The organism is Streptomyces sp. NPDC107454 (assembly GCF_055582885.1).
Genome location: NZ_JBVJPA010000010.1, coordinates 95,686 through 117,006, shown reverse-complemented (window position 1 = coordinate 117,006; position 21,321 = coordinate 95,686). Strand labels below are relative to the sequence as shown.

The following is a 21,321-nucleotide window of genomic DNA, read 5'->3' as shown; positions in this document are numbered from 1 at the left end:
CGGCGAGAGCGGGACCAGGGGTGACGGAGTCCCGCCCACGGCCGGGCGTACGGGACGTCCACGCGTCGTGATCGTGTCACGAGCTCCTACGGGACCGGAACGCCTTTCTTGAGAAACCACAGACCTTCGATGTGTCCTTTTCCGTCGAAGGCGACGCGGAAATCTCCGGGCTGCTTGGCCATGCGCAGTGGTATGTCGACCACCGTCCGATCGGCGGATACGACCTGCTGGGGCGCTCCGTGCGACTGGTAGCGACCGAAACCGAGCTGATCCTGGTATTCCTTCCAGGCGTTCGCGAGAACCGCGGGATTTCCTTCTTTCCGAATCGACTCGTCGAAGCGCGCCGAGACGGCGACGAAGTTTCCCTTCACGACCTGGTCGAGGGTTTTGAGAGCGAGCTGTTCGTAAGGAGGCGGGCTGGGGACCGTCACTGGTGGCGGGGCCACGACCGCGGTGTCGGTGGTATCCGGCATCGCGCTCGATACGGTCCCGGTGACCAGCACCAGCGCGCTGGAAGCGACGGTGACGGCGACGCTGAACTTGCTGAGCCTGTTGAACATGGATCCTCCCACTGGGTGTCCGTGGCCCGCTCACGGAGTGAGCACGCGGCCTCTGACCTGGCGGTTGTGACGGCGGCGCATCACCTCGAAGGGGAGTAGCGTCGCCCCGCAGCAAGCGGCCACTCCCACCCAGATCGGCAGCACGAAAATGAGCGTGAATGAGCTGACGATCCAGCCCGTCGTGAACGTCACGTCGGCCCATAGGGGAAAAAGCGCGAGCCGGGTCGAGAACAGCGGGATCGGCCGCCCTGGGCTGCGCGACGCGGCGTACTGCACATAAGTGATGCTGGACAATGCCCCGACGATGACGGTGGCAGTGATGGCGATGACCTGCATGAGAATCTCCTAACCTGAGAAATTCTGCATCCAGAAAACTTCACCGAGAGGCTTCGCGTCATGTCACGGAACAGCGTGACTTGAAATCAGGATCCGATCTTGATAAATGCCGCGCCCGCACCCCTACACGGGTGTATGGCCCACCAGGTAGGCCCGCACGGCTTCGGGCAGCCCCGCGTCGATGGCTTCGGCGAACGGAACCCAGCGGATCTGCTCCTGGCCGAGTCGTGCTTCCGCCGAGGGGGCCTGGCTCAACAGCTGGCACACCACAGCGGGCCGTGCGTCCTCTCCAGCCGTCCCCTTCGGCCGCAGCACCGATGTGCCGTCGACCAGGTACCCGGTGAGCTCGTACACCAGGCGCGCGGCGCCGGCCTCCGCCGACTCGGCGGGCTGCGGGGCGCCCGACGGCAACCCCCAGCCGTCCTGCGGGGCCACCATGAGCAGACGCCCGTCGTACACGACAACCGCGTCCACCGCACCCCGGGCAGCCTGCTCCAGCGTCATGGCCCAACCGTCCCATTCCTCCTCGCGCGACCGGCCGACCGGCCCCGTCCGAGCACCCGTTTCCTACCCGGGGCACATCAGTTCACGCGGCGCGGCGAGCTCGCGACTATGCTTGCAAACAGCGGAATCGCCCTTCGTCACCCAGCTGTTCCACCTGCACAACGGGAGCAGGAATGACCAGTGAAGCCGGGCCGATCAGCGCCGAAGCCCGTCGGGCGCTCGAACAGGAGCTTGCGGATCTGTACACCGAACGCGACGCGGTCGCGGCAACCCTGGGCGACACAGACTCAGCGGGAGACACAGCCGACCAGGCCGACGAGTTGCAGCGTGCCACTCAGTTGGACCGCCTCGACGCCCGTATCACCCAGATCACCGTGCGGCTGGACGGGGCGGCCGAGGCCGGTCCGCCCCGCACCGACGTGGTCGGTCCGGGAAGCACCGTCACCGTACGGTTTGCGGACGGCGGCGAGGAGACGGTCCAGATCGGCGATGTCGCCGAGCCGTTGGACCAGATGTTGGTCACCACCGACAGTCCTCTCGGCCGCGCACTGCTCGGCCGCCGTGCCGGTGACTCCGTCAGCTACGAGGCGCCCGACGGACGGACGACCGTGACGGTGCAGTCGCTGGGCGCCGCGTAGGACCCGTAGCGCCGTCTCCCAGTGCCATCCACGTACGCCCGGCCGCCGTGTTCACGAGCCGAGTGCCACCACAGCCTCGTCGGTGTACACCAGGAAGGTCAGGCTCTGGCGGAAGTACAACTCGATCTCGTTCGCGTCATGCGTGGTGTAGCCGATCGCGAGGTCCTCGCCGAGCCGCAGTTCGAAGTCCCCACCGCGGGTGGACAGCAGAAAAGCGCCGTCGACCGCGGGCGCCCAGATGGGAGGGGCGTCCAGCATCCGGCTGAGATGCTCCGTGATCGGATAGCCGTGGTCGGACGTCTCGCTCACCAGGGTGTACGCGTCGGCACCCAGCAGCAGCGAATACGGGCCGGCGACTCCGGCCAGGCGCAGGGTCGTCAGCGCGCGGCTGACGGCATCCGGATACTCACGTGTCTCCGCCGGCAGGCCGTGCACCGGATGGGAGGTACGCCTGCGCAGCCCGTCGATGCCCGCTGCCTCGTACCCCTCGAAGACGGCCCGGTCTTCGGTGAACGCCATCGCGCGCGCCGCGTCCTTGACCGGTTGCCAGTCGGAGTCGTTCGAGCCGCGCTCCACGTCGTCCACCGCGTCGCGACCGACCTTGAAGGGGACGCGCAGTTCGACCAGGGGCTGTACTTGGCGCAGGAGAGCGGTGACGCCCGGTCCAGGCCCTTCGATGCGGGTGAGATGGCCGGTGCCGACCGAGGCAAGCGCGGGACCGTCGGGTCCGGTGACATCCACGACACGACGGCCTCCCACGTTGCGCTGGAAGGTACGTCGGGCTTCCTCCTCGATCTGTTCCCATGCCTCGGGCGTGATCGGCGCGAGTTCGCGGTGCAGGTTGTTCATACCGTTGGGCGTGGACACGTGATCAGGCTCCTTTGAGACTGCCGATGCCCAGGGAGCCCTCGATTGCCGACGCTCCGGTGGGCGCGGCGGGTGGGTCGTCGAGGAAATCGGCGCTCGGTACGTGGAACAGACAGCCGGTGACCGCCGTGGAAAAGTCGAGGATCCGGTCGTGGGTCTGGGGATGGTCACCGAGGAACATGTTCCTCAGCATCTGTTCGGTCACCTCGGGAGTGCGCGCATAGCCGATGAAGTAGGTACCGAACTCCCTTTGTCCGATGCTGCCGAACGGCATGTTGTCACGGACGATCTTCCGTTCGTTTCCGTCCGCGTCGGTGATGGTGTTCAGCGCGACATGCGAGTCCGCGGGCTTGATGTCGTCCGGCATTTCGACGTTCGCCAGCTTCGTGCGGCCGATGACCTTTTCCTGTTCCTGCGTGGGCAACGCGTTCCAGGCGGCAAGGTCGTGCACGTACTTCTGCACGATCACATAGCTGCCGCCCGCGAAATCGGGGTCCTCGTCACCGATGAACACCGCGTCGGCGGCGACCCGGCCCTCGGGGTTCTCGCTGCCGTCGACGAAGCCGAGGAGGTCCCGCTCGTCGAAGTACTTGAAACCGTGCACCTCATCCACCACGGCGACCGCTCCGTAGAGGCGTTCGCCGATCAACTGGGCCAGTTCGAAACAGAGGTCCATGTGGTGGGCTCGCAGATGGAAGAGCAGGTCACCAGGGGTGGACGGGGCTCGGTGCCGGGAGCCCGTCAACGCGACGAACGGATGCAGATCGCGTGGGCGGGGTCCTGCGAAGAGCCGGTCCCAGGCGGCGGAGCCGATGCCGACGACGCAACTCAGCTCCGCGTCCGGAGCACGGAAACTGACCGATCGTCGCAACCCGGCCACATCCTGGAGCAGGTCGCGAACAGCGGGCTCGCCGCCAGGTGCCATGGTGCACACGAGGAACAGGGCGGCTTTGGCGGGCGGGGCGATCACGAACTGCGACTCAACCACGGAGCCTGCCTCCTACTTGTCGTGGCTATGGCGCTACGCACGGCAGGATAACGTGAGGAAACAGAATAAATACTAGGATTGCGTCACGGTGATGTCGACCGGTGCGGGTACACAGGCGCTTCACGAGGGAATCCTGGCGATTCGCAAAAAGGGTCGTGAAAGGGTTGTGGCGGACAGGACTTCGAGGCGAACACCCGCCGGAGCGAACCGGTCTGCGCCAGGGGGCCGAGGTTGCCTTCGAGGGTCGTCCGAGTGATCAGCGGGCGGTCCCAGAGGGCGAGAAGTTCGTTGGCGAGGGCCACGATCGGGAGCGGGTGGCGGGTGTCGTGGATCTCGATGGAGGCGGCCGACCGGCTACGCGGGACGGCTCCGGCATCGAGCAGGACACGCCAGCCCTCCGGGCCGAGTCCTGGGAACCCGAGCCCGGTCAGCTCGGCGATCTCCAGCGGGTCGGCGAGCGTACCGGGGCAGGCGGTGAGAGTCCGCAGGCGGGGGAGCCCGGTGACGGGGGCGAGGCTGAGCGGCTCGCCCTCCCACACGCCGATGGACAGGACCTCCAGCTCGGGATGGACGGCGGCCTCGACACTGCTCAGGCTCCCGATGTCGACCCGGGCCACGGCCGGTGGCTGGTCCCCGCGAGGGCCCCGTCGCCCTGCGCCGAGCCCGTTCGACACCAGGTCGGTGAGGGAGTCGGCGAGCAGGTCTGCGCCGACATTCTGTTCATGGTCGAGCATGATGATCTGTCCCGCGTGTCCGCGCGGGCCCGGTGTCAGGTCCGCCGCCATGCGGTCGCCGCCGCCGTTGTCGCCGAAGACGATCCAGCCGGGGGAGCCGACCAGCCCCTGCGCCGCGGCGTCGGTCGGGGTGCCGACCGCCTTCATCGCCGCGAACTTCCAGGGGGACGGACGGGACGGCGCGTCGGCGATGTACAGCTCGCCCAGGGAGAAGAGCTCGCAGCCGACCGCGTCGGAGGCGCGCTTCCGCGGCGGCGATCTCCGCCCCGGTGGCGGCGATGGCATCGGGGATCCGCGCGGAGCGTCCGCTCCAGCGACGCCAGATCCGCCGACGGGGCGGGTAATGCTGCGGGGACCGGTTCGGGAAGGCGACGCCAGGGCTCGGGGACGGCATTCTCGACCAGGATGAGTGAACCCGGATGCGCATGGCCGATACCGGGCTCAGCGGCGGGGCCGGGGTGGAGCAGGTGGAGTACGGCGCTCCCGTCGCGCGAGATCTCCGCCGCGAACGAGATGTCGTCGACACCCGCGTCCGCGAGTGCGCCGCACACCCGCTCCACCGCGTCGAACTCGTCCCGCATGTCCTCGACTTGGAGGGCTCGTCCGGGCCGCGGGCGCCGCCGCGGCGGGGGCAGGCTCGACCCGTGTCGGCCGATCCGTCCCTCCGCATGGCCGCCCGGTGCGGCGCTGCTCTGCGCATGGGCGGTTCGCAGAAGCCGCAGCACGGGCTCCCAGGTCGCGAAGTCATGTATCCCGGGCAACGGCGGTCCCCGGTCGCTCTGGTGAAGGTGAGTCAGTGTGTCGGGCTACAGGTTGTAGCCTCCCGACACCTCGATGTTCTGAGCGGTGACCCAGCGGCTCTCCTCGGAGAGCAGGGTGGCGATCATCATGCCGATGTCATCGGGTTCGCCGACCCGGCCGAGAGCGGTCTTCGCCGCGAGGGCCGGGATGACTTCGGGAAACCGCTCGAAGGCGTCGTCGGCGATCCGGGTGCGCGTCGAGCCCGGTGAAACGGAATTGACGCGGATGCCTCGTGTACTGAACTCCTTGGCCATGTAGCGGCTCAGCACGTTGAGGGCGCCCTTCATCGACGCGTAGGCCGAGTAGCCGGGCTCCAGGCCGGACCCCGTCGCCGAGTTGCTGCTCGTGTTGACGACGGCCCCACCGTCTTCCATCAGCGGCAGCAGGCGTTGCGTCAGGAAGTACGGGCCCTTGAGCAGAACCCGCATCAGCCTGTCGAACATCTCCTCGGTCGTATCCTCGATCAGCGACGTGTGTGCGAAGCCGGCGTTGTTGACCAGGTAGTCGAACGTGTCGCGCTGCCAGGTGTCGCGCAACACGTCGACCACGGACCGGCGGAATGCCGGGAAGGCGCCGGTCTCACCGACGTCCAGCGGCAGCGCGACGGCAGTGCCGCCGTCCTTCTCGATCGCGGCCGCCGTCTCCAACCCTCCCTGGGCATTGTTGCCGTAGGTCAGGATGACTCCGGTTCCTCGCCTGGCGATCTGGATCGCCGCGCTCTGCCCGATACCGGAGCTGGCGCCAGTGATGATTGCTACCTTCATGATGGTTCTCCTGGGGTGTGGTCGAGGCGTCCTGGCTTCGCTATGCGAAAGCGGCTGGGGACAGGACTCGGGCGAGCCAGTCGTTGCGTGTGCGGCGGGCCTCGGCCGAGACACGCGCCTGCGGGTACAGGGCGTCGAACCCGTGGAAGCCTCCCGCCCAGACATGGAGTTCCGCCTGGCCGCCGGCCGCCCAGATCCGGGTGGCGTAGGCGACATCCTCGTCGCGGAAGACCTCGGCCGAGCCGGCGTCGACGTAGGTGGTCGGCAGGCCCGAGAGGTCGTCGGCCACCGCGGGAGAGACATGGCCGGGCACCCGCTCGTCCCTGAGGTCGCCGAGCACCGAGCGCCAGCCGAACTCGTTCATCTCACGGGTCCAGACACCGGGATCGCCGGAATACTGCCGGCTCGAGGTGGTGATGTTGCGGTGGTCGAGCATGGGGCAGATGAGCACCTGGGCGGCGATCGGCAGGGTGCCGCGGTCGCGTGCCATCAGGGTGACCCCGGCGGCGAGGCCACCGCCGGCGCTGGCGCCCGCCACGACGACGCGGGCGGGGTCGATGCCCAACTCGTCGGCGTGCTCGGCGACCCACAGCAGCCCCCGGTAGCAGTCGTCGACCAGAGTCGTGCCGCTGACTTCGGGTGCCAACCGGTAGTCCACGGAGACCACGACGGCACCGAACAGGTCGAGCCACTCCAGCGGGATGTCGATCTGCGAGAAGCGATCTCCCATGACCATCCCACCGCCGTGTATCCAGAAGACGCACGGCGCCCCCGTGGCGTGCGCGGTCCCGGCGGGGCTGAAGACCGACAGGGGAATCCGTGCACCGTCCTCGCCCGACACGGTGACCTCGCGCCGGTCGACCGAGCGGCCTTCGAGAAGGGGCTCGACCGGTGTCGACGGGAGCAGACGCAACTGCGCGAGCAGTTCGGGACCGAGGTGGGTCATGAGCGGCATGCCGGCGAGCAGCGCACCCAGCTCGGGATCCAGGGCGGGTCGTGCGAGAGTCACGGTGACTGCCTTTCGTCGGGTCGTACGGGATGGTCGGGGGGTGGAGGGCGCCTGCCCACCGGCGTGAGGAGGGGCCGGGAGTCGAACAGCGGCCTCAGAAGGCGGCCTTGCCCTGAACCGGTACGTAGTCGGTGTACTCGGGGTCCTTCGCCAGCAGTCCCTCGAACCGCTGCACGATGGCCTGAGCGGCTTCGCCGGCGAAGACCCGGTGGTGGTCCTCCTCGCTGGTCCAGCCCTCGGTGACATGGACGACGTCGGGGTCGGACGCCGAACGGCAGACGAGATAGACGAGGCAGTGTTCACTCGTGCCGGGGTTGCCGTCGCTCAGGCCGGTCAGCAGCAGGTCGGCCAGCTGGTCGCCCCTTCCGGGCCTGGCGGTCAGGGTGGCGTTGAATCCGTAGTTGACGATCATGACTACCTTCTTCCGCGATCGACGGATCGTGCAGGCGTGCTGGTCCTGGAGCAGAAGGCCCGTTGGCTCTCCGCTGGACTCCAGTGACTCCATTCAAGCGGCCTGACCTGCGGAAACGGTAGAACGATACTGTCGGCTCCTTGCACAATCCTCTTCTGTGCAGGAGACGACGACAGGGGCGTGTGCTGCAATGGAGGCATGTGCCTCGAAGAGCTCCGCACCTTGCTGGCCCGACATGCACGGCCGGAGTGGACCACCGCCATCGACGGCGTCCTCATCTCGAAGGTCGAGCGGTCCGACCCGCCGGCGCCGTCGATGACCGGCACGGTGCTGGCGGTCATCGCACAGGGCGCCAAACGCCTCGCGCTGGGGGACCGGGTGTACGAATACGGCGCTGGGCAGTACCTCGTCGCGTCGGTGGACCTGCCCGTCACCGGCCAGTTCATCGACGCCGACCCGCAGCACCCGGCGCTGGGCTTCGGTCTCACGCTGGAACCGTCCGTCGTCGCCGAACTGCTGCTGCAGGCCGGGCCCGGAGACGCTCCTCGCGCGGGCGGCAGCGCGCTGCCGGGCATCGCCGTCAGCGACGCTCCGGATCCGCTGCTCGACGCGGTGGTCCGGCTGCTGCGCCTGCTCGATGAGCCCCGCGACCGGACGGTGCTCGCGCCGCTGGTCAAGCGCGAGATCCTGTGGCGGCTGATCACCGGCGAACAGGGCGGTATCGTGCGCCAGCTCGGCCTCGCCGACAGCAGCCTCAGCCACGTCGCGCGCTCGGTGCGGTGGATCCGCGAGCACTACGCGCAACCGTTCAAGGTCGAGGACGTGGCGCAGTTGTCCGGCATGAGCGTCTCCGCCTTCTACCGCAACTTCCAGGCGGTGACCGCGATGAGCCCCATCCAGTTCCAGAAACAGATCCGGCTGCAGGAGGCCCGACTGCTGCTCGCCACCCACCCCAACGATGTCACCGCGGTCGGCCACCGCGTCGGTTACGACAGCGCGTCACAGTTCAGCAGGGAATACCGCCGCCAGTTCGGCGCACCCCCGAGCCAGGACGCCGCCCGCCTGCGTCACAGCGTGCACACCACCGCGAGCGCTCTTCCCTGACTGCTCCCGTTTCCGCGGGTTCCGGCCTGCAGCAGGCCCAGTTGGTGATCCCGCCGACGGTGAGGGAGGCCGGTCAGGGCACGGCAGGTCCCGTGATGAGCCGGCCCTTCCTGTCGTACGGCCAGACATTGGGGACGCAGCCGTGCATGCCCTTGATCTGCTGCATCATCACGGGGGCCGGCCTGCCCACGCCGGGGCAGGTCACGTGATTGTGGCCGAGGAAGTGGCCGACCTCATGGTTGATGATCAGCGCCCGGTAGGCCGCCACGTCGCGCGCGTACACCGGAGTGGCCAGCAGCCACCGCCTGAGGTTGACCACGACGTCCTTGCCCACGCTGCAGTTGACCTCACCGCCGGTGTCGAGCCCGTACCGGCCACAGATCTTGTCCACCGTTCCCGGCGTGGCGAGCCGTACGACGAAGTCCGGAGCGGAGCCGGTGACACGCCGGAACGCGCTCTCGCCGTCGGCCGTCCAGCCGCGCGGGTCGGCGAGTATGCGCTCCACCTGCTGGGCGACGTCGGCTGCCGACTGCTTGAGGCCGTCCTCGACGACGACCTCGTAGCGCAGCAGCCGACTGCCCCGCCCCGCGGTCCCGCTCCCGCCGCCCGCGGTGGTGAACGTGCCGGGGCCCGAGGACGGGACGGAGCCCGAGGAGGCGGACGGGGAGGAGGAGCCCGCGGACGGGGCGCCCATCCCGCTGGTCCTGGAGCCCGGTTCCTTGGTGTGCTCGGCGCCGGTCGCCGGACCGCTCGGCCTCGCCGACCGGTCCGGTGTCTTCGAGGGCTTGTCCGGCGCAGACCGGGAGGGCCGTGCGGCGGCAATGGGCCGGTCATCGCTTCCGGAGGCCGTGGGCGTCGTCCGGTTGATGGCGAGGGCGGCGACGGAGACGAGGACGGCGAGCGCGGCGACGCCCCCCAGCAGAGGCCCCTTCCCCGTCCGCCCGCGCCCGTCGGCGTGCGCGGGGCCGCCGCGACGACGATGGGATCGCGGGGTGGGGGGCGTCGCACGGTGGGCGGTCGTGTTCATGGCCGTCAGGCTGTGCACACGATGTGATGGGACCTGGATCGGAAGATGACGAAACCGTAACGCCCGATCGTGGGCGGGGCTATGTGATCGTCCCGTAACAGTTCCCTGGGCGGACGCGGTCTCCGCGTCAAGTCCCTTGATCCGTACGGATACTGAGTGCATGCCACGTGTCCTGCTCATCGAAGACGACCGCGCCGTACGGGAGGGCGTCCTGCTCGCGCTGAGCCGCCAGGGACACGACGTCGCCGCCGTGGGGACCGGCGAGGACGGGCTGGCCCGGCTGCGGTCCTTCCGGCCGGACGTCGTCGTGCTCGATCTCATGCTGCCCGGCCTGAGCGGTCTCGAGGTGTGCCGCCGGATCCGTACCGAGGACCAGGTGCCGATCATCATGGCGACCGCCCGGGGCGACGACACGGACATCGTGGTCGGTCTCGAAGCCGGAGCGGACGACTACGTCGTGAAGCCGGTGCAGGCACGCGTCCTGGAGGCCCGAATACGTGCCGTCCTGCGCCGGGTCGGCGGAGCACCCACCGACGGTGGCATACCGAAGATCGAGGCCCACGGGGAGAACGGCGAACTGGCCATCGACCGCTCCGGGCTGGCCGTCACCCGGCAGGGTGTGCCGGTCTCCCTCGCCCCTTCCGAACTACGGCTCCTGCTCACGCTCTCGGCCTCGCCCGGCCAGGTGTTCTCCCGGCAGCAGTTGCTGGAGGCGGTCTGGGAGCACAGCTACCACGGCGACTCGCGGCTGGTGGACGCCTGCGTCAAGCGGCTGCGCACCAAGATGGGCGAACCGGCGGGGCAGCCGCGCTACATCCAGACCGTGCGCGGTTTCGGCTACCGGTTCCAGTCCCGGTGAAACCACCGCTGCGTGGCCTGCGCGGCCGACTGCTCGTGGCGTTCGTGCTCGTCGCCGCCGTCGCCACCCTGACCACAGGCGCCCTGACCTTCCGGGAGGCCCGCACCGGGGTGCTCCAGCAGAGCCAGGACAACGTCATCAAACGCCTGCGGTATCACGTCAACGCCATAGCGGCAGGCGTCAGTTACCCCCCGACCCGGCCCGACCTGGAGTGGATCGCCGCCGAGGTGGCCCGCGCGGAACCCGCGCAGAACTGGCGCGTACTGGCCACCTACCGCGAACTGCGGGCCACCTCCACACCACAGGACAGGTTCACCGAGCTGACACCTGCCATGCGGTCGGCCGTGAGCTCCCGCCGGGCCGCCGTCTTCCAGCGGGTGTCGCCGCACGGCGGCTCCTCGCTCGTGGTCGGCCTGCCGGTCACCTTCGAAACCCCCGGCGAACACCCGGCCTCCGGGGTAGCGGTCTTCCTGACGGTGCCGCAGACCGGTGAACAGGGTTACGTCGACGCCCTGGTCGCCGCCATCGGTCGTGCCGTCCTGCCCGCTCTGGGCCTGGCCGTCCTGCTCGCCCTGCTGGCCGCCCGGGGTGTGCTGCGTCCGGTACGGGAACTGCGCCGCGCCACTCGCAGGATCGCCGAGGGCCACCTGGACACCCGGCTCGCCATCAACGGCTCCGACGAACTCGCCGACCTTTCCCACACCTTCAACGAGACCGCGGCCGCGTTGGAGGGGTCCGTGGCCGAACTGCGCCGCATGGAAGCCCGAGCCCGCCGTTTCGTCGCGGATGTGTCGCACGAGCTGCGCACCCCGCTGGCCGCGATGTCGGCGGTCACCGACGTCCTCGACGAGGACGCGGCCGGGCTGACCCCGGACACCGCCACCGCTGTACGGCTCATCAGCGAGGAAACCGTGAAGCTGGCCCGCCTGGTGGACGACCTGATGGAGATCTCCCGCTTCGACGCGGGTGCGGCGGCCCTGCAACTGGACGACATCGACCTCGCCGAATCCCTCCGCCGCACCCTCGCCGCCCGCGCCTGGCTGGACACGGTGGACGCCCTGCTCCCCGAGCCAGGCGAACTGCGCGGCAGGGTCGACCCGCGCCGCCTCGACGTGATCGTCGCGAACCTGGTCGGCAATGCGCTCCGCCACGGAGCACGCCCCGTACAACTGCTCCTGTACGCACGGGAGTCGCCGGATGCGGACGACACGGGGTGGGCGGTCGTCGAGGTGCGGGACAGCGGGCCCGGCATCCCCGCCGACGTCCTGCCGCACGTCTTCGACCGCTTCTACAAGTCGGACACCGCCCGGACCAGAACGGAGGGCAGTGGACTCGGGCTCTCGATCACGGCCGAGAACGTCCATCTGCACGGTGGCACGATCCGCGCGGCGAACCGCGCGGAGGGCGGCGCCGTGTTCACGGTCGGGATCCCCCTGACACGACCCCGGCAAGGGCTCGGGAATCAGCTTCGGGAGGGTTCATGAGCCGCACGCGTCGGCCGTCGCGGACCGCGCTGCTGCTCGCGACCGCCTTCCTGCTCTCCTCGTGCGGCATCCCCGAGACCGGCGTCGTGGAGGTCGGAGAGCCCGCCACCGGCATCCGGCCGGGCTACGTCCTCTACTTCGTCGGTGAGGGCACCCTGCTCGGCGTCCGCCACCATGTCTTCGGCCCTGGCGGCATCGAGACGGCCGTGGCGATGCTGTTCCAGGGTCCCGAAGTCCAGGAACGCAGTGAGGGCATGACCACTGAGCTGCCACCGATGAGGGGCGCCCCAACGGTCCGGACGGACGGCGCACGGCTGTCGATCGAACTGCCGGACCGGACCGCGCCACTGACCGGGACAGCACTCGCCCAGCTGATCTGCACAGCCGCCGACGCCCGCATCGTCGAGACACAGGACGCCGACACCTCATCGACGCACGTGACCGTGACCGTGACGGGCCCCGGCGGCTGGCGCGCCGAAGGCTCAAGCGCCACGTGCCCCTCCATGACGGGGGCCGACTGATTCCGCGAGGCCCACGGGCACGCAGCCGACGCGGCTGCCGGAGCGGGTCATCGGTGGCCCAGTACGTTGACCACCCGCCCGTTGGGATCACGAACGAAGAACCGGCGCACGCCCCACTCCTCGTCCTGCAAGGGGTGCACGATCTCCGCGCCGCTCCCGCGCATGACCTCGTAAGCCGCGTCCACGTCATCCACTTCCACGCTCATGTCGGGCGTGACCGGTGCTGTCTTGTCACTGGTCATCAGGCTGACCTGTGCCGCCGGGTGGGACGGCGAGGCGAGGGTGACGATCCAGCCGTGGTTCATGACCTCGTCAAAGCCCAGCAGGCCGTAGAACTCCCGGCTCTCCCGCACGACTTCCGACTGGACATTGGGCACGACACGGCGAACGGCCATCGACGACTCCGAGTGAGAGCGAATCTGTCCTTACGCCTCACCGTACGATGACGTCGCTCGTCACCGCCCCGGTAGTCGCACCTGGACCTCTTGCAGCACCCACCCGTTGCCGTCCGGATCGCTGAACGAGGCAAATGAGGCGTAGCTGCGCCCCTCTGGATCGGGGCCGTCCGCCTGGTCCTGTACGCCCGCGTCGTAGACGTTGTGGTAGATCTCGCTCACCTCGACGCCTCTGCTGACCAGGTCGGCACAGGCCTGCTCCAGGTCGGAGACCACAAGGTAGTTGTGGGCGGAGCCCGGCGCCGCGGGCGTGATCCCGCGGCCGAAGTGAATCGAGCATTCCGACCCTGGTGGCGTGAGCTGTACGAGCCGGAATCTCGGACTGGCCTCGAAGTCCGCGTCGAGCCGCCACCCGAGGCTTTGATAGAAGTCCAGGGCGCGACTGACGTCGGTGACCGGGATGACGGCGACCTCGAGCCTCATGCTCATGGTCGGCTCCCTGACGACGTCCGTTGCGCCGTCCTGTTCTCTCTGCTGGGTGCTCATGGCGATCTCCCATGACGGCCGCCCGGTTCGGCTGTGGCCCCGGATGGGCCCCCACCGGCGGGAACCCGAGCACCGGCTCCGGGTCACCCATGGACCGACTACGCGGTAGTTGTCGTACGACCGATGATATTGGCGATCACGTCCGACGGCGCGCCGAGCTCATGGTTCCCCCGGGTGAATCAAGGGCCACGAAGATCCGCCATTGACATTATGCAGGTAAGTGCCTGCATAATGTCGGTGTGAGCCTCGAAGGTAGAGCGATGGACTTGGTCTTCAAAGCGCTGGCCGACCCCACCCGGCGACTCCTGCTCGACCGTCTGCGCGAGCAGAACGGTCAGACGCTGAGCGAGTTGTGCGAGCGGTTGGACATGACGCGCCAGTCGGCGACACAGCATCTCGACATCCTTGGGCAGGCCAACCTCGTGACCGTCGTGCGACGGGGACGGGAGCGGCTTCACTACCTCAACCCGACACCGATCCACGAGATGGAGGAGCGCTGGATATCGGGGTTCGACAAGCCCCGTCTGCAAGCGATCAGTGCCATCAAGAACAAGGCAGAGGAGTACGCCATGACCGACGGACCCACGTCCGTGCCGACCTATGTCTATGTCACCTACATCCGTGCGAGCGCGGAGCAGGTGTGGCAAGCCCTGACGGACGCGGACCTGACAGCGCGCTACTGGGGACACGCCAACATCTCGGACTGGCAACCCGGTTCGGCCTGGGAGCATCGACGCGTCGACGGCTCAGGCGCCGTCGATGTCGTCGGTCAGGTGATCAAGACCGAGCCTCCGACGCGTTTGGTCATCACCTTCGAGGACACCCCCGACGCCGAAACGCCGAGGGAACCGTCGGTCGTCACCTTCCTCGTCGAACCACACGAGGACATCGTCCGCCTCACCGTGACCCACGAGAATCTCCCCGACCAGGAGATGCTCAACGGCATCTCGCGCGGATGGCCGGCCGTGCTGGCGAACCTCAAGTCGCTGCTCGAGACCGGCGATGTCCTCCCGCAGGCGCCATGGGAGATGTCTCCCGGGCACGCCTGAGGCGGCACCCGCCACCACCCTTTCCGCACTTGCCCTCGCGCACGTCCGCAGAAACCCACGCACGACCGCAGAAAGAAGTCGACATGTTGGACACCACCGCGCTGCGGGACGCCTACCGCGCGCTGCTGGACGCAGCTGCCACCGTGGCTGACGCCGGCGACACGAGCCCCGTCCCGCCGCCCGGCGAATGGAACGCCGAGCAGATTCTGGCGCACGTCGCCCTCGTCAACGCCGCCACCCTCGCCGCGGTCTCCTGTGTCGCCGCGGGATCGCACACGACGTACGACAACCGCATGGCGCTCGACACCTGGACCATCGAACGCCTCATCGCGGTCGCCGGCGGCAACACGGGGCTTCGGGACCGCATCCGCCTCCAAGGGGACGCCCTCTGCGCACTCGGCGGACCGATGCTGAGCGACGCCGAACTCGACACACCGGTGCCGACCCGTCTCCTGTCCAAGGACACCGTCCTGGTCGATCAGCCCATGCCGCTGAGAGACCTCATCACCGGCCTCGCGGAAGTGGAGCTGCCCGGCCACGCCAAACAGCTCCTGGCCCTCCTGGGCTGAGCGCCCCCAGTTCTCCCGCAGCCGTGCTCCGTCAGACGGTGACCAGTAAGTAGGACTGAAGCTTTCTGAAACAAAAGCTAACTGGAACTTCTTGTTCTGGTCCGCGATGGTGAAGTCATGTCCGCACGCATCGCCTCTCCCCGCTTCCTCGCCCTGGTCGGCACCGTCGTGCTGTGGGCGTCGGCCTTTCCCGCCATCAGGGTCGGCATCGACGGCCTGGGAGTGGCGGCGCTGTCGTTCCTGCGGCTCCTGATCGCCGCCGTCGCGCTGCTGGCCGTGGCCCCCTTCGCGAAGGTACGGCTGCCGCGACGCGGCGACCTGCCACTGATCACCCTGTGCGGGGCCACCGGCATGACCGCGTACCAGGTCCTGCTCAACTGGGGTGAAGTGCACGTGGAGGCCGGGACCGCGAGCCTGCTCATCGCGATCGCCCCCGTCTTCAGTGTGCTGCTGGGGAGCCTGTTCCTCGGCGAGCGGCTCACCCGCGACATCGTCGTCGGCAGCGTCGTCGCGCTCGCGGGCGCGGCCGTCGTCAGCCTGGCCCAGGGCACCAGCGGGTTCTCCGTCTCGGCCCTCGTCATCCTGGCGGCCGCCGTGGTCCAAGGGGTCTACCACTTCGCGAGCAAGCCCCTACTACGCCACTACACCGGTCTGGAGGTCGCCACGTACGCGATGGTCGCCGGTACGGTCTTCGTGCTGCCCCTGATCCCCGCCACCTGGCACGCGACCGTCCACGCCCCGGCCGCCGCACTCGCCTCCGCCGCCTACCTGGGCCTCCTGCCCTCCGCCCTCGGCTTCGTCATCTGGGCCTACGCCGTCGCCCGGCTGCCGCTCGCCGTCTCCACGGCGGCCCTGTACCTGGTGCCGCCGGTGACCCTGATCGTCTCCTTCGTCTGGCTGGCGGAGGTGCCCCGCCCCGTCGCGCTGGCCGGTGGAGCGATCAGCGTCGCGGGAGTGATCCTCATCAGCCGGCACAAGCGGAACCACCACCCCACCACCGTCCCCGCCGTGGACGCGTCCGAGCCGCAAGGAGCCACTTGTGCTTGACGTACGCCGCCTGCGCATCCTCCAGCACCTGGCCGCCTACGGAACAGTCGCGGCCACGGCGGACGCGCTGCACCTGACCGCACCGGCCGTCTCCCAGCACCTCGCCGCCCTGCAGAAGGAGGCCGGCACGCCCGTCGTCGAGAAACACGGCCGCACGCTGCGTCTGACCGCCGCCGGGGAACTGCTGGTGGCCCACACCGAGGTCATCCTGGCAGAGCTCGCGGCAGCCGAGTCCGGCCTGGCCGCGATGAAAGGCGGCCGCCACGGCACGGTACGGATCAGCGCCTTCGCCTCCGCCGCCCGCACCCTCGTTCCGCCCCTGTTCGAACATCTCAACGCCACCGGCACCGATCCCGCTCCCGACAACGGCACCGGTGGCGGTGCCGCCCGGGAGCTCTCGTTGCGGCTCTCCGTCCAGGAGCCCGACGAAGCCCTCGACGAACTCCACAAACGCTCGACCGACCTTGCCCTGGTGCACAGCTACACCGTGCTGCCGCGCAGTGTCCCCGCGGCGTGGGAGCAGACAGTCCTGATGGAAGAGCCGGTCCTCCTCGCCCTGCACCCCGACCGGGCCGCTCGGGAGGGCCTCACCGCAGGGCAGCCCGCGGACCTGTCCCGTCTGGCGCACCTGCCGTGGCTGACCCCCGGCCCGGAGACCTCCTGCTACGAGATGATCCAGCGGGCCTGCGGCGCGGCCGGCTTCGTCCCGGACATCCGGGCCTCCAGCAGCGACTTCTCCGTGCTGACGGCTCTGGCCGCCGCCGACGCCGGTGCCGTCCTGGTGCCCCGCATGGCTCTGCCGGACCACACCGCGCCCCTCAGCCTCCACCACCTGGTCCGTCCCGTGTCCCGGACCGTCTTCACGGTCAGTCGCGCGGGCACCGGCAAACACCCCGACCTGAGGGCCGTACTCGACCTCCTGCACGAGACGGCCACGGCGCTCGACGACAGGACCGCCGACCGGCCCCGGTGACCGCGACGACCGCCCCACGCAACCTCGAAGAGCGCTGTCCCCTCATACCAGGGGAACCCACCCGGGTACTCGGAGAGGAGCACCTGTTGGCCCGTCAGCTGTCCCGCCGGAAGTTCATGGTCTACTCGCTCGCGGCGTCCACACTGACCCTCGCGGCGCCCCTCGGCTGCGACACGTCGTCGGCGGAGGGCGTCGAGCCCACTGCGGCGGAGGCGCACGGGCCCTCCCGTGTCCTGGTGACCGGCGCGGACGAGGAGATGCTGGTCCTGGAGGTCACCGCGGCCAACAAGGTGGTCGTACGACTGCCGCGCGTCGAGGTCGGGCAGGGCATCACGACCGCGGTCGCCATGCTGATCGCCGAGGAACTGGACGCCCGGCTCGTCGACGTCGACATCCCGCTCGCCGAGGCCCGCACCAAGGGCAACCAGTACACCGGCGGCTCGAGTTCCGTCCGTTCCCTGTACGGTCCCGCCCGCGCGCTCGCCGCCACCGCCCGGGCCCGGCTGGTGACCGCGGCCGCCCGGCGCTGGCACCTGCCCGCCCGAAGCCTGCGTACGCGGGACACGACGGTGGTCGCCCCCGACGGCCGTACGGCCACCTTCGGATCGCTGACGACGGCCGCGGCCCGGATCCACCGGCCCGACGTGTCGGACAAGCCCAAGCCCGCGTCCCAGCACAAGGTGATCGGACGGCCGACGGGCCGGATCGACGCGCGGGACATCGTCACGGGCAGGGCGAAGTACGCCGGGGACCTGGAGGTGGCCGGGGCGAAGCCGACCGTGGTGGCCCGGCCGCCGACACTCGGTGGGCGACTCGTCACCGTCGACGACCGCGCGGCCCGCGCGATGCCCGGCGTGCACGCGGTGGTCAAGGTCGCGGGCGGTGTCGCCGTGGTGGCGGAGTCCTTCCACCACGCTTTCAAAGCCCGCGACGCCCTGCGCATCACCTGGAGGCCGGGGCCACTGGCGTCGTTGTCCGACGTCGCCATCCGGTCCCGGTTACGGGCCGCCGTTCCCTCGGCCGGAGCGCCGCCGCGCGGATCGGCGCAGGTCGAGGGCGAGTTCGAGTTCGCCTTCGTCAGCCATGCCCCGATGGAGGTGCTGACCGCGGTGGCGGACGTACGCGCCGACCGGGCCGAGATCTGGTTCTCCTCCCAGACACCGATGGACGCGCGCGAGAGCATCGCCTCGGCGATCGGACTGCCGAAGTCGAAGGTCCGCGTCCATGTCGTGCGCGGCGGCGGCTCCTTCGGACGGCGGCTGAACTACGATGCCGCGATCGAGGCCGCTCTGATCTCGAAGGCGGCACGGCGACCGGTCAAGCTGATGTGGAGCCGCGGGGACGACATCCGGCACGGCCGGATGCGCGGGGCCTCACATCACCGGATCCGGGCCAGCCATGCGTGGGGCAGGGTGGTGGCCTTCAGCCATGCGATGGCCTCGGTGAGCGAGTCGTACGAGGGGCAGGGCCTGGCCGCTCAGGGCGGTGTGACCACGGTGGCCGCGGGCCCGCTGCCCAGCGACAGCGGCCTTTACAACTTCGGGCGCGTTTCAGGGAGTTCGGGCTCGGTCGAGCTGGCGATGCCGCTCGGAGCCTGGCGGTCGGTGGACTCCGGGACCATGCGCACCGCGGAGGAGATCGTCGTCGACGAGGTCGCCGCCGAGCTGGGCAAGGACCCGGTGGCCTTCCGGCGCGGCACGCTCAGGAACAAGGCCGTCAAAGCCGTACTCGACAAGGTCGCCGCGGCCGGACACTGGGGTCGGCCCCTGCCGTCCGGCCAGGCGCAGGGTGTGGCCGTCCACGAGGAATACGGCTCCTGCGTGGCCTGCCTGGTCGAGATCGACGCCACCGACCCGAAGAACCCGCGGGTGACCAAGGTGGTGATGGCGGCCGATGTCGGAACGGCCGTCAACCCGCGTGGACTCGAGGCCCAGCTCATGGGCACCGCCGTCGACGGCATCTCCACCGTGCTGCGGGCCGGACTGCACATCGACCGGGGTGCGGTGCGTGAGGGCAGCTTCGCCGACTTCCGCTACGCCCGCCAGCAGGACTCCCCGTTGCGCTTCGAGGCGCACATCATGCCGTCACGGCGCGAGCCCGGCGGGGCCGGCGAACTCGGCGTGCCGGCGGCGGCCGGTGCCGTGGCGAACGCCTACGCCCGTGCGACCCGTACCAGACCCCGCCGCTTCCCGATCAACTTCTGATCGCTGTCCGAGAAGGTGCTGATGCCCTCCTATTCCTTCGTTCTCAACGGAAAGCCGGTCACCGTCGAGGCCCCCGCCGACATGCCGCTCCTGTGGGTACTGCGCGACCTGCTGCACGTCACCGGGCCCAAGTACGGCTGTGGCGTGGGCGTTTGCCGTGCCTGCACCAGCCACCTGGACGGGGCGGAGATCCAGCCTTGCGTCGTCCCGGTCGCGGACTGCGCGGACCGCGGGGTCACCACCATCGAGGGCCTGGCCGACGGCGACACCCTGCACCCCGTACAACAGGCGTGGCTCGACTGCGATGTCGCTCAGTGCGGCTTCTGTCAGCCGGGCCAGATCATGGCCGCCGCGGCCCTGCTCAAGAAGACGTCCCGGCCCACCGACGACGACATCGACCGTATCGAGAACGTCTGCCGCTGCGGCACGTACTCCCGGATCCGCGAGGCGATCAAGAAAGCCTCCGAGGTCAGGCGTCCGCGACCGTCGCCGTGATGGGTGTGCCGATCTCGACCGTACGGCTGACCGTGCAGAGCCGGTCGTGGGAGGTCTTGACCGCCCGGGGGAGGATGGCGCGGGCGCGGTCGCCGAGTTCGCCGTCCGGGAAGGTGACGGAGAAGGTGACCGCGAGGTTGGTCATCCGGTTTCCGAACTCGTCATTGATCTTGTCGCCCGTGACGGAGACGGTGAACCCGGTGGGCTCCGCGTGGCGGGCGGTGGCGACATCGACGTCGGCCGCGGTGCAGCCCCCGATCGCGGCGAGCAACAGCTCGACCGGGGTGAAGTCGGTGCCGCCGTGGGGATCGGAGCTGGTGCCGAAGCTGATCGTGCCGCCGCGAGGGTTCGTCGCGGTGAAGTGGCCGGTGCCGGTCCGCTCGACGGTGACGGAGCGCGGGATGTTTTCGGTCATGCCGACGACACTAACCCGCAGGTGGCGAGACCTGGCCCTGGCGACGGTACGACGCGAAGAAACTGCGCCCGCGCATCCCCGCCCGGCCTATGGGGTGCTTCTCAGCGGGCGCAGTACGGCGGCGCCGACCCGCTGGAGTGCGGACAGGGGTGGCTCGACCCATCGGGTCAGTTCGCGCTGCAGGGCGGGGTCGAGCTCGATGGTCACCCGGACGTATCGGGTGTGCAGGTGAGTGACCTTGACGGGACGGGGTGCGGCGACTTCCGGTTCGCGCTGCAATGCCGCTCGGTAGGTGTCCTTGCGCTGGTTCACGCCTTGTCCTGACGTTTGATGAGTTCGTCTGCGAGGTCCATGTACGCCGAGCCCTTCGCCTCGACCGGGCTGCCGAACGACTGGGCGTACAGGTCGAGTCGGGGAATGTGGGTGGACAACACGTCGAAGCCCCGCTCGGTGAGGGCTTCGCGAGCGTCGGCATCGGGGCCGGTGCGCGTGGCATCGGGGCGATTGGTGCGGTTCAGCAGGACAGCGGCACGGGCCGGCTGAGCCCGCAGCGACTGCACGTCGCTCATCTCGCTGCCGATGGGCGCCATGCGATCCAGCTCGATGGGGGCCGGGGTCAGCGGCACGATCCACTCGCTCGCGTATCTCATGATGCTCCGGGCGATGTGGGCATGGTCCTCCAACTGCGGGGCGTCGAACACCACGGCCTGTCGGCTGCCGAGAAAGTCGTTCACACGCCGGTGCACGTCACCCACCGGAAAGGCGATCACAGGAAACGGGAAGCCTCCTGCCAATTCGCTCCAGCGCAAGGCGGAGGAGGCGGGGTCACTGTCCACCAGCAAGGGGGAGACGCCCGACTCGTGCAGGGCGTGGGCCAACCACACTGCACTGGTCGTCTTTCCCACTCCGGGTTTCAGATTCACAAAGGCATAGCTCAGCGGCACGAGACGCAACGCTAACGGGCGCGAGCGGCCGACTGCCGTCGGCGCGGCACGCGCTCTCCCTTTTCACCCTGCGGCG

The 21,321-nt window shown here is 69.3% G+C and carries 25 protein-coding genes and 1 pseudogene; 11 read left to right on the top strand and 15 right to left on the bottom strand.

Features of this window, described 5'->3' with window-relative positions; all coding sequences use genetic code 11:
* Window positions 1-86: 86 nt before the first annotated feature.
* The 3 genes from ACZ69M_RS26075 to ACZ69M_RS26065 form a co-directional block, all read right to left on the bottom strand.
* The gene (locus ACZ69M_RS26075; protein ID WP_470053390.1) at window positions 87-560 is read right to left on the bottom strand and encodes a hypothetical protein; all 474 of its coding nucleotides are present in this window, start codon (window positions 558-560) and stop codon (window positions 87-89) included.
* A gap of 30 nt (window positions 561-590) precedes the next feature.
* The gene (locus ACZ69M_RS26070) at window positions 591-896 is read right to left on the bottom strand and encodes a hypothetical protein (RefSeq protein ID WP_470053388.1); all 306 of its coding nucleotides are present in this window, start codon (window positions 894-896) and stop codon (window positions 591-593) included.
* Window positions 897-1,019: 123 nt separating this feature from the next.
* A complete protein-coding gene (locus tag ACZ69M_RS26065; RefSeq protein ID WP_470053386.1) occupies window positions 1,020-1,400 on the bottom strand; it encodes an NUDIX hydrolase in 381 nt (126 codons plus the stop codon).
* Window positions 1,401-1,573: 173 nt separating this feature from the next.
* On the opposite strand from ACZ69M_RS26065, the gene ACZ69M_RS26060 reads away from it, so the two are divergent.
* Window positions 1,574-2,038, top strand: a complete 465-nt coding sequence (locus ACZ69M_RS26060; RefSeq protein ID WP_470053384.1) for a GreA/GreB family elongation factor — start codon at window positions 1,574-1,576, stop codon at window positions 2,036-2,038.
* 51 nt (window positions 2,039-2,089) lie between these two features.
* On the opposite strand, the gene ACZ69M_RS26055 is transcribed toward ACZ69M_RS26060, so the two are convergent.
* The 6 genes and pseudogenes from ACZ69M_RS26055 to ACZ69M_RS26030 all read right to left on the bottom strand — a co-directional run bounded on the left by ACZ69M_RS26055 (window position 2,090) and on the right by ACZ69M_RS26030 (window position 7,613).
* Window positions 2,090-2,887, bottom strand: coding sequence for a family 1 encapsulin nanocompartment shell protein (locus ACZ69M_RS26055; RefSeq protein WP_470053873.1), 798 nt, complete (start codon window positions 2,885-2,887; stop codon window positions 2,090-2,092).
* Window positions 2,888-2,909: 22 nt separating this feature from the next.
* The gene (locus ACZ69M_RS26050) at window positions 2,910-3,893 is read right to left on the bottom strand and encodes a Dyp-type peroxidase (RefSeq protein ID WP_470053382.1); all 984 of its coding nucleotides are present in this window, start codon (window positions 3,891-3,893) and stop codon (window positions 2,910-2,912) included.
* Between the two features lie 224 nt (window positions 3,894-4,117).
* Window positions 4,118-5,388 (bottom strand): annotated as a pseudogene (locus tag ACZ69M_RS26045) (SMI1/KNR4 family protein); the annotation flags it as partial.
* 45 nt (window positions 5,389-5,433) lie between these two features.
* Entirely contained in the window at window positions 5,434-6,192 is a 759-nt protein-coding gene (locus tag ACZ69M_RS26040; protein ID WP_470053380.1) for an SDR family NAD(P)-dependent oxidoreductase, read from the bottom strand.
* Window positions 6,193-6,232: 40 nt separating this feature from the next.
* Entirely contained in the window at window positions 6,233-7,201 is a 969-nt protein-coding gene (locus ACZ69M_RS26035; RefSeq protein WP_470053378.1) for an alpha/beta hydrolase, read from the bottom strand.
* A 94-nt stretch (window positions 7,202-7,295) separates the two neighbouring features.
* Complete coding sequence (locus ACZ69M_RS26030) at window positions 7,296-7,613, bottom strand: putative quinol monooxygenase (RefSeq protein ID WP_470053376.1); 318 nt, start codon at window positions 7,611-7,613, stop codon at window positions 7,296-7,298.
* 198 nt (window positions 7,614-7,811) lie between these two features.
* On the opposite strand from ACZ69M_RS26030, the gene ACZ69M_RS26025 reads away from it, so the two are divergent.
* Window positions 7,812-8,717: an AraC family transcriptional regulator gene (locus tag ACZ69M_RS26025; RefSeq protein ID WP_470053374.1), complete on the top strand. Its 906-nt coding sequence runs from the start codon at window positions 7,812-7,814 to the stop codon at window positions 8,715-8,717.
* Between the two features lie 73 nt (window positions 8,718-8,790).
* Here the strand turns inward: ACZ69M_RS26025 and ACZ69M_RS26020 are convergent, their stop codons facing one another.
* Window positions 8,791-9,744 (bottom strand): DUF3152 domain-containing protein, encoded by a 954-nt coding sequence (locus ACZ69M_RS26020; protein WP_470053372.1) that lies wholly within the window; start codon window positions 9,742-9,744, stop codon window positions 8,791-8,793.
* Between the two features lie 160 nt (window positions 9,745-9,904).
* Here ACZ69M_RS26020 and ACZ69M_RS26015 point away from each other — a divergent pair, with 160 nt between their 5' ends.
* Genes ACZ69M_RS26015 through ACZ69M_RS26005 form a run of 3 tightly spaced genes read left to right on the top strand, consistent with a single transcriptional unit; the run spans window position 9,905 to window position 12,608 of the window.
* Entirely contained in the window at window positions 9,905-10,603 is a 699-nt protein-coding gene (locus ACZ69M_RS26015; protein ID WP_351537154.1) for a response regulator transcription factor, read from the top strand.
* Window positions 10,600-12,087: a sensor histidine kinase gene (locus ACZ69M_RS26010; RefSeq protein WP_470053370.1), complete on the top strand. Its 1,488-nt coding sequence runs from the start codon at window positions 10,600-10,602 to the stop codon at window positions 12,085-12,087. Before ACZ69M_RS26015 ends, ACZ69M_RS26010 begins: the two co-directional genes overlap by 4 nt.
* Window positions 12,084-12,608: a hypothetical protein gene (locus ACZ69M_RS26005; RefSeq protein WP_470053368.1), complete on the top strand. Its 525-nt coding sequence runs from the start codon at window positions 12,084-12,086 to the stop codon at window positions 12,606-12,608. Before ACZ69M_RS26010 ends, ACZ69M_RS26005 begins: the two co-directional genes overlap by 4 nt.
* A 47-nt stretch (window positions 12,609-12,655) precedes the next feature.
* Here ACZ69M_RS26005 and ACZ69M_RS26000 read toward each other — a convergent pair whose 3' ends face one another.
* Window positions 12,656-13,003 (bottom strand): VOC family protein, encoded by a 348-nt coding sequence (locus ACZ69M_RS26000; RefSeq protein ID WP_470053366.1) that lies wholly within the window; start codon window positions 13,001-13,003, stop codon window positions 12,656-12,658.
* A 60-nt stretch (window positions 13,004-13,063) separates the two neighbouring features.
* Window positions 13,064-13,492, bottom strand: a complete 429-nt coding sequence (locus ACZ69M_RS25995; RefSeq protein WP_470053364.1) for a VOC family protein — start codon at window positions 13,490-13,492, stop codon at window positions 13,064-13,066.
* A 317-nt stretch (window positions 13,493-13,809) separates the two neighbouring features.
* Here ACZ69M_RS25995 and ACZ69M_RS25990 point away from each other — a divergent pair, with 317 nt between their 5' ends.
* The 6 genes from ACZ69M_RS25990 (at window position 13,810) to ACZ69M_RS25965 (ending at window position 19,886) form a co-directional block, all read left to right on the top strand.
* Window positions 13,810-14,598, top strand: a complete 789-nt coding sequence (locus tag ACZ69M_RS25990) for an ArsR/SmtB family transcription factor (protein ID WP_470053362.1) — start codon at window positions 13,810-13,812, stop codon at window positions 14,596-14,598.
* A gap of 83 nt (window positions 14,599-14,681) precedes the next feature.
* Complete coding sequence (locus ACZ69M_RS25985; protein ID WP_470053360.1) at window positions 14,682-15,167, top strand: hypothetical protein; 486 nt, start codon at window positions 14,682-14,684, stop codon at window positions 15,165-15,167.
* A 117-nt stretch (window positions 15,168-15,284) separates the two neighbouring features.
* Window positions 15,285-16,214 (top strand): DMT family transporter, encoded by a 930-nt coding sequence (locus tag ACZ69M_RS25980; protein WP_470053358.1) that lies wholly within the window; start codon window positions 15,285-15,287, stop codon window positions 16,212-16,214.
* A complete protein-coding gene (locus tag ACZ69M_RS25975; RefSeq protein WP_470053356.1) occupies window positions 16,207-17,187 on the top strand; it encodes a LysR family transcriptional regulator in 981 nt (326 codons plus the stop codon). The genes ACZ69M_RS25980 and ACZ69M_RS25975 overlap by 8 nt, the downstream gene beginning before the upstream one ends.
* Window positions 17,188-17,303: 116 nt before the next feature.
* Entirely contained in the window at window positions 17,304-19,391 is a 2,088-nt protein-coding gene (locus ACZ69M_RS25970; protein ID WP_470053871.1) for a xanthine dehydrogenase family protein molybdopterin-binding subunit, read from the top strand.
* 21 nt (window positions 19,392-19,412) lie between these two features.
* Entirely contained in the window at window positions 19,413-19,886 is a 474-nt protein-coding gene (locus tag ACZ69M_RS25965) for a (2Fe-2S)-binding protein (RefSeq protein WP_470053354.1), read from the top strand.
* Here the strand turns inward: ACZ69M_RS25965 and ACZ69M_RS25960 are convergent.
* From ACZ69M_RS25960 to ACZ69M_RS25950, 3 genes are all read right to left on the bottom strand, one after another.
* Window positions 19,861-20,301: an OsmC family protein gene (locus ACZ69M_RS25960; RefSeq protein ID WP_470053352.1), complete on the bottom strand. Its 441-nt coding sequence runs from the start codon at window positions 20,299-20,301 to the stop codon at window positions 19,861-19,863. The two genes, ACZ69M_RS25965 and ACZ69M_RS25960, sit on opposite strands and share 26 nt — an antisense overlap.
* Window positions 20,302-20,388: 87 nt before the next feature.
* A complete protein-coding gene (locus tag ACZ69M_RS25955; protein ID WP_470053350.1) occupies window positions 20,389-20,613 on the bottom strand; it encodes a hypothetical protein in 225 nt (74 codons plus the stop codon).
* On the bottom strand, window positions 20,610-21,245 hold the full coding sequence (locus ACZ69M_RS25950; protein WP_470053348.1) for a nucleotide-binding protein: 636 nt from the start codon (window positions 21,243-21,245) through the stop codon (window positions 20,610-20,612). Before ACZ69M_RS25950 ends, ACZ69M_RS25955 begins: the two co-directional genes overlap by 4 nt.
* Window positions 21,246-21,321 lie beyond the last annotated feature (76 nt).